This is a genomic window from Nostoc sp. NOS(2021), from assembly GCF_017115025.1.
Taxonomy (GTDB): Bacteria; Cyanobacteriota; Cyanobacteriia; order Cyanobacteriales; family Nostocaceae; genus Nostoc.
The window spans coordinates 1-6,562 of sequence record NZ_JABXKM010000161.1 but is presented as its reverse complement, the minus strand read 5'-3'; the positions used below and the strand labels follow the sequence as shown (position 1 = coordinate 6,562).

The 6,562-nt window shown below is 41.2% G+C and carries 6 protein-coding genes; 2 read left to right on the top strand and 4 right to left on the bottom strand.

Going from position 1 to position 6,562, the window contains the following annotated elements:
• Positions 1 to 585, top strand: a 585-nt coding sequence (locus HWQ41_RS19875; RefSeq protein WP_292766442.1) for a tetratricopeptide repeat protein, incomplete at its 5' end; no start/stop codon positions are given.
• A gap of 595 nt (positions 586 to 1,180) precedes the next feature.
• Here the strand turns inward: HWQ41_RS19875 and HWQ41_RS19870 are convergent.
• The 4 genes from HWQ41_RS19870 to HWQ41_RS19855 form a co-directional block, all read right to left on the bottom strand.
• Positions 1,181 to 2,875, bottom strand: a complete 1,695-nt coding sequence (locus tag HWQ41_RS19870) for a multicopper oxidase family protein (protein ID WP_292766439.1) — start codon at positions 2,873 to 2,875, stop codon at positions 1,181 to 1,183.
• 633 nt (positions 2,876 to 3,508) lie between these two features.
• Complete coding sequence (locus HWQ41_RS19865; RefSeq protein WP_292766437.1) at positions 3,509 to 3,793, bottom strand: hypothetical protein; 285 nt, start codon at positions 3,791 to 3,793, stop codon at positions 3,509 to 3,511.
• 435 nt (positions 3,794 to 4,228) lie between these two features.
• Positions 4,229 to 4,894 (bottom strand): (2Fe-2S) ferredoxin domain-containing protein, encoded by a 666-nt coding sequence (locus HWQ41_RS19860; RefSeq protein ID WP_292766435.1) that lies wholly within the window; start codon positions 4,892 to 4,894, stop codon positions 4,229 to 4,231.
• A gap of 70 nt (positions 4,895 to 4,964) precedes the next feature.
• The gene (locus HWQ41_RS19855) at positions 4,965 to 5,216 is read right to left on the bottom strand and encodes an Asr1405/Asl0597 family protein (protein WP_292766433.1); all 252 of its coding nucleotides are present in this window, start codon (positions 5,214 to 5,216) and stop codon (positions 4,965 to 4,967) included.
• Between the two features lie 431 nt (positions 5,217 to 5,647).
• Between HWQ41_RS19855 and HWQ41_RS19850 the strand changes: the two genes are divergently transcribed.
• Positions 5,648 to 6,202 (top strand): Dps family protein, encoded by a 555-nt coding sequence (locus HWQ41_RS19850; RefSeq protein WP_292766430.1) that lies wholly within the window; start codon positions 5,648 to 5,650, stop codon positions 6,200 to 6,202.
• Positions 6,203 to 6,562: the final 360 nt, after the last annotated feature.

Genomic DNA, 6,562 nt, shown 5'->3' with positions numbered 1-6,562 from the left:
GAAGCCCTAGAAGATTTTGACCGCGCCATTGAACTTAACCCCAAATCTGACTGGGCGATCGCACATCGCGGTGAAACTTACCAATCAATGAAGCGTTACCCAGAAGCCCTAGAAGATTTTGACCGCGCCATTGAACTTAACCCCAAATCTGAATGGGCGATCGCACTTCGCGGTGAAACTTACTTGATGCTTAAGCTATATAATGAGGCTCTTGCAGATTTCAACCGCGCTATTGACTTAGATTCTGACAGTAATTGGAACTTGTATAATCGCGCTTTAGCTTACCTAGCTCTTAACCAAGCAGATAAAGCACGGGCTGATTTACTGCTTGCCATCAAGCTTGCTAAAGAAGGTTACAAAAAAGATCCTCAAAACTGGAATAATGCCTTTAACCTAGCCCTTTACTATTTAGCTGCTCAATATACTCAACCAGCAGAGCAGTTATATCGCTATGTTTTATCTCAAGGTGCTTCCTTAGAGCCTATCCATGCAGCTATCCAAAACCTGAATGACTTTTTAACTGTGTTCCCTAACCATGTGCAAGCTATATCTATGCGAGAGTTGTTGCAGTCTTCTCTAACTTAGGTCATGTAATTTACAGTAGAAATTATAAAGCGATCGCTTTTACAACTGTGGTCTTTTCATAATAGCGATCGTCTCCATAACTTTGAGAATATTGAAATTTTGACCTCTCTCCAAACCTCTCCCCTACAAGCTACGGTGTTGTATACACAAGTCGAATTTCCCCGCTTAATCCCCCCTTCTTAAGGCTACGGTGTACACACAAGTCTTAGCTGCAAGGGTTTCAAGTCTTCTAGACCCAATAAAATTGTCATTACGAGCGGAGCGAAGTAATCGCATAATCCCTTAGTTTTTGCGATTGCTTCGTCGTTCTTCCTCGCAATGACAGTGTTCCATTTTTGAGCCTCAGAAGGTCAACGTCGAGCCTCAGAAGGTCAACATTGAGCCTCAGAAGGTCAACGTCGAGCCTCAAAAGGTCAACATTGAGCCTCAAAAGGTCAACATTGAGCCTCAGAAGGTCAACGTCGAGCCTCAGAAGGTCAACGTCGAGCCTCAGAAGGTCAACGTTGAGCCTCAGAAGGTCAACGTCGAGCTTAAATCAAGGTTACACGTAAAAATTACCCCTGCTCATTTGAGCGATGATCTGACTATTTTCGCATTACTTACTCTTGACTTGAATAGATGCCATCATACCCTTGTCTTCGTGTTCCAAGATATGACAGTGGTAAACAAAAGTACCTGCAATACTTGCACCATTCTGAACGCCTCGGAAATCCATTCGCAGTTTCACACTGGGAAACGGGGTGTTTGGCTTACCGTTCCAGATCGGTACATTGATTGTGTCGCGCATCATCCCGATCTCACTTGCATCAGAACTGTTTAAGACGAGGAAGTGGATTTGGTGGATATGGAAAGTATGGATTACCAAACTTCGGTTTTCTACGATCCAATCCTCAGTCGTTCCCTCCTGAACCGTGATATCGGGAGTTTTGAAGTTTGGATCGTAAACTTTAGGCTTATTTGGCTCTACTGTGATGTAATACTGCTCTGGTTGTACATTAGCAGCTGTTTGAGAGAAGTAGAGCTTGCGCTGCTTTACAGACTGGTTCTGATTTACTCCAGAAAAGCGATCGCCCGATACCTTGGTTAAGTCAACGCTTAACTCAGGATTTGAGGGTGAAGCAGATGATGCCGCTTGCATTTGAATTCTAGCTATTGTTCGTTGTGGGTTATTATAATTTTGCGCCCCTGTGTTATATTTCAGCGTCAAAAACTTGGCATCCGTGACCGACGCTTGCGGACCCTTGATTATGAACTCTGCCCTTCCGGCTGGGGGTAGCAGAATGTGGTAGACAGATTTAGTCTGGTTCAGCAACTGACTATCAGCATTGATCGGAACACCATCCATCGATACTAATTGAAGCGGTTGAGCAATGCTATTGTATTGAACTTGCAAGTCAAAGAAGGTATCCGCCGCCGTATTAGCCACACGCCAAAACTGTTGTTCATTAGGTTTCATTTGAATGATGGCTGGCGGATCGTAAATACCCCCACCTTTATACCTAATTGGAACTGAGTTGATAGAAATATCCGTCACTGGTTGCTGATAGTCAAAATATTTTAATAGCTGCGTATCACGTAGCACAAACACCCGTTCTGGAAGTTGAGCAGCTTGCTTGTTATACTTCCCGATGCCTTCAATAATAATGGCACCTGTTAATCCACTCAGCACTTGGGTTTGACTCTGCATGTGGACGTGTGGGTGATACCAATATAGTCCCGGTGGCTCTCCCTGTGGAATACTGACATTGTACTGGAAAGTCTGTTTCGGCTCAACCACCGTCCGCACAACTTCGTCCTGATGGCATTTTGAAGATATACTCAAGCCATGAAAATGCAGGTTGGTTGAATTTGGGGGTGCCATTCCTCCAGGATATTGGCGCTGACAATTTTGGTCTTGTGTTCCTTTTGCTTGACCTGGTAATTGGTTAGTCAATCTCAGTACTAAGTTTGCCTTACCTGGACTCAGCCTAAGCGTTGGTGCTTGCAAGTTACCATTGGCAACATAGCAGTTTTGGTTAGGGGAAATGTTGACAACCGTAAAATTTGCCGGATTGGTGGCATCAGGATTGCGGATTTCTGGTGGGTTTTTGACAATGCTTCCCGCAGGCGGTAGAGCGCAAACAGAAGATGAGGATGTGGTTTGCGCCCTCACTTGCAACGCATATATCACAACAACAAGAGCAAAAAAAATACTGCCAGCAATCTTTAAGAGTTGCCGCAGTTGTCTTTGCTTCAATACCCCTGGAAGTGCTGCAAGCTTTAATGCTATTCGTCTAATAATTCTACTCATGAATGGTTTGGTTTTTCCCTCAAAGAAGTTAAGTAGCACTTGCCATGTATATTTTCCAGGTATCGAATAAACAGCTAAGTAAGTGGGCGAGAAAATTTCCAAGTATATAACGAAATGTAAATTCGGCAGATACCTTACAAATTAGTTATTTCACCGTTTTTACAAAACTAAACACACATTGGTTTGATCGTGCCTACCTACTTACTTAGATTTAAATAAGCTAAAAAAAATTTCCTATTCGTGCAGATTACAGACAAATTTAATCTATTAAAATATGGTTTATAGATGCAAGCTATTGACTATAACTTTATGGAAACTTCAAATGTGACTGGAAAGTATAGACATAAAACAACATCTGTGAAACTCATTAATTACCACTTCGTGTGGATACCAAAAAGACGCAAAAAGGTATTAACAGCAAACTTTGGAGCACAAGCTGCATTGCGTCACCGTAAGCGTTGCGTTAGCGAGTCTTCTCCCAAAGGGAGACGCCAAGGGCGAACGAGGGTCACAGCCCGCCGCAGGCATCGCTCAATATAATTCTGTATAAATATAGCGCTTGGATCTGGCATCAAATACAAGCGATCGCAAATCTGTACCCCTACGTTATCAGCTAGGTAAAACCGGAATTGTCTAAATCCACTCAAATCCTTGAGTAGCTAAAAATTCTTTAGCTGGTTCCAAAATATCTTTGCTTAAAATCAGGGAGACTTTTGGGGAACTAAGATACAAACGAAAACGCTTAATAATAAATAGTTGGTTAGCAGGTTCAATTTTCCTAATGGCACTCCAGGGAATCAACAACGGCGTAAGCCCCAAGCTAAACAAGAGAAAAATACTCAGATAAATCCCTTGAGGAGTTATACCAACATTTAAAGATCCTTTGTAATACACCAAACCCACAGAACCGCTTCTCATTCGGGAGAAGTTTAGTGGCGGCGCTTCTTGGGTGCGCTAGAGTTTAGCGAGGCGATTCCAGTCATGACGGAATAAAAAAATCATGACTATCGTGGAAAATGTCAAAAAAACGATGTATATCCACTGAGGGATATGTGGCATTTGTTTTTAAATCATTGATGATTGACGCTTCTACTGTAAGCCATGTCTAACGACAAGCCTCAGTGTGTCTACGTACTCATCAATCAACCACGTTCCCTTGAATCTTGACAAATTATGCGAACATCCCCGTTAAAAATTGCTCAACAGAAACCCTATTAACTCAAAAAACTGGCTTTAATTAAAGCCAGTTTTTTGATTTTATTGCAAACTTCTAGCAAAGCTTACGACCGAGTATTAATGGAACACACTTGAGAAGATATTATTAAACTTTCTCATTAAAATGTCAAGATTTCACTACTTATTTCCGCAAAACTTGCCATTAGATATCGCCACTTCCTTTAAATTCTCAGGCTGTGCTGACAAACTCTTGTCACCAAAATGCTGATTCATCAGCGCGGGAACCTGTGCAGCTTGAATTCGGCTATGGCGGGTTTTATCTGGCATTACTAGGTTAGGCCCAGCTTTACAATTCTTCATACAACCAGTGCCCTTGATTGTAACTTGGTCTTCTAAACCGCGATCGCTTAAAGCCGCCTCCAACGCCTGACAAACTTCTTTACCACCGCGTTTCATACAATCAGACTTTTGACACACCAAAATCGTGGCTTTAGTTTTAACTGGTTTTACCTTGACATTATCAATAGATGGGGGTTCTTGTACTGGAGTATTCGTGTGAACTCTCTCCATCTCAGAACGCGCCGCCATCACACGTTCAGCTTTCAGAGTGACTGTGCCGTTCTTCAAATCATGCTTTTTATAACCAACAACTTGCAGCCAAGTCCCTGGTGGTAAGCGCAAGTCAAAAGCAGCCCGTAAATGTTTAGCTAGTTTAATGTAAGACTCACCCTCATGAGTCCCCAACAATAAGCCTTTAAGCTTATAGCCATCTTTAATAACAAAATCTATAAACCTGCCTTCAAGGCAAAATTCTGATACTTCCATACTGTGAGATCCACCCATTTTTTTAACCTCCTTTTTACTAATACAAGCTATCAAGCGAGAGATTTTCAGCCGCCGCCACAGATTAGAACTATTGGTAACGACTATGCCAGCAGCGTTCAAGAGTCCAAATCTGGTCTTGACGGGAGGCTGTAAATCGTCGGATCACACTCCAAAGTTGAACAGCCGTAGTAGGATTCTCAATTTCAACTTTTAATGCCTGGTTAGCCGCACAACTACAGGGAATGTCTAACTCCTTTAGGCGTTGATAGACTTGCCAGCGATCTGCCCAATTCACCTCTACAAGGTGGTTTATTTCTATTTTTGAACTAAACGATTTCAAGAGAATTGCCCTCAAAGTGCAACAAACTTGCAGTAACTACCACGATTTAACTTCCTGCTTTTTGAAAGTTTTAGGAGTTTAGCCGCTTGAAACCAGCATACCTTAAGTGCAAAGAATTCTCATTAATTTTGAAAAAAAAATAAAATTTTTGTAGTCATCCCATATTGAAAGGGAGACAACGGAGAAAATTCTCCTTTGTCTTCCCCACTTCTTTGGGTATATACACACTTAAGCTTTGATGTCAACAATAATGATAAAAACATGCAACTTGATGAGTGTACCATCATCCAGTAAACCATAAACTTGAGACTTTTAGTAAGCAAAAATACAAAATATTGTGATGGCGAATCGGCTTGCTCTTAATTGTTAAAATGTTAATATGTAAAGAATAAGCAGTTAAAATCTATAACTGCTAAAGAGCGAGGAGAACAATGTCTGAAACGCAAACTTTGTTACGGAATTTTGGTCATGTATATGACAATCCCGTGTTGCTGGATCACAGCGTCACGGCTCCAGTTACAGAAGGATTCAACGTTGTATTAGCTAGTTTCCAGGCACTATACTTGCAGTACCAAAAGCATCATTTTGTAGTTGAAGGCTCAGAATTTTATTCTCTGCATGAGTTTTTTAACGAAAGCTACGACCAAGTACAAGACCACGTTCATGAAATTGGAGAACGCTTGGATGGACTAGGTGGTGTGCCAGTAGCGACCTTCAGCAAATTAGCAGAATTAACCTGTTTTGAGCAAGAATCTGAAGGCGTATATTCCTCCCGCCAAATGGTGGAAAATGACCTAGCCGCAGAACAAGCCATTATTGGTGTAATCCGCCGCCAAGCTGCTCAGGCAGAGAGTTTAGGCGATCGGGGCACACGCTATCTGTACGAAAAGATTTTGTTGAAAACTGAGGAACGCGCTTATCATTTGTCTCACTTCCTCGCCAAAGACAGCTTAACATTAGCGTTTGTCCAAGCTGCTCAAAGCTAAAACTCTCATAATCTAGATTTGTCTACGTAGACTGAAACAAAAAGTTGGCAGCACTAACTCTTAAAAGATTATAAAAAATGGCAGAGAACGGTATCCCTATCTCTCTGCCATTTTTAATCTAAGTAAACATATTTAGATAATATTTTACGTTGAAAATCTTTAGCAATTAGCTAGTTAATAAATATTTTTATCTAAGGAATCTATTTGTGCTAAAAAAGCAGACAGCTATATGCCAAAATAAATCACCATCTGTTGCAAGCTGTCATTAGCTTAAATAATAAAGATTCGCAAAAGCTTTAAAAATTTGAGCATCACAATTAAATAAAATTAGAAATACAAAATAATCGTTGGGCATTGGGC

Excerpts from the sequence above, each read along its gene's own strand:
- HWQ41_RS19870 (WP_292766439.1), bottom strand. The coding sequence starts at position 2,875 with ATGAGTAGAATTATTAGACGAATAGCATTAAAGCTTGCAGCACTTCCA.
- HWQ41_RS19865 (WP_292766437.1), bottom strand. The coding sequence starts at position 3,793 with ATGAGAAGCGGTTCTGTGGGTTTGGTGTATTACAAAGGATCTTTAAAT.
- HWQ41_RS19860 (WP_292766435.1), bottom strand. The coding sequence starts at position 4,894 with ATGGGTGGATCTCACAGTATGGAAGTATCAGAATTTTGCCTTGAAGGC.
- HWQ41_RS19850 (WP_292766430.1), top strand. The coding sequence starts at position 5,648 with ATGTCTGAAACGCAAACTTTGTTACGGAATTTTGGTCATGTATATGAC.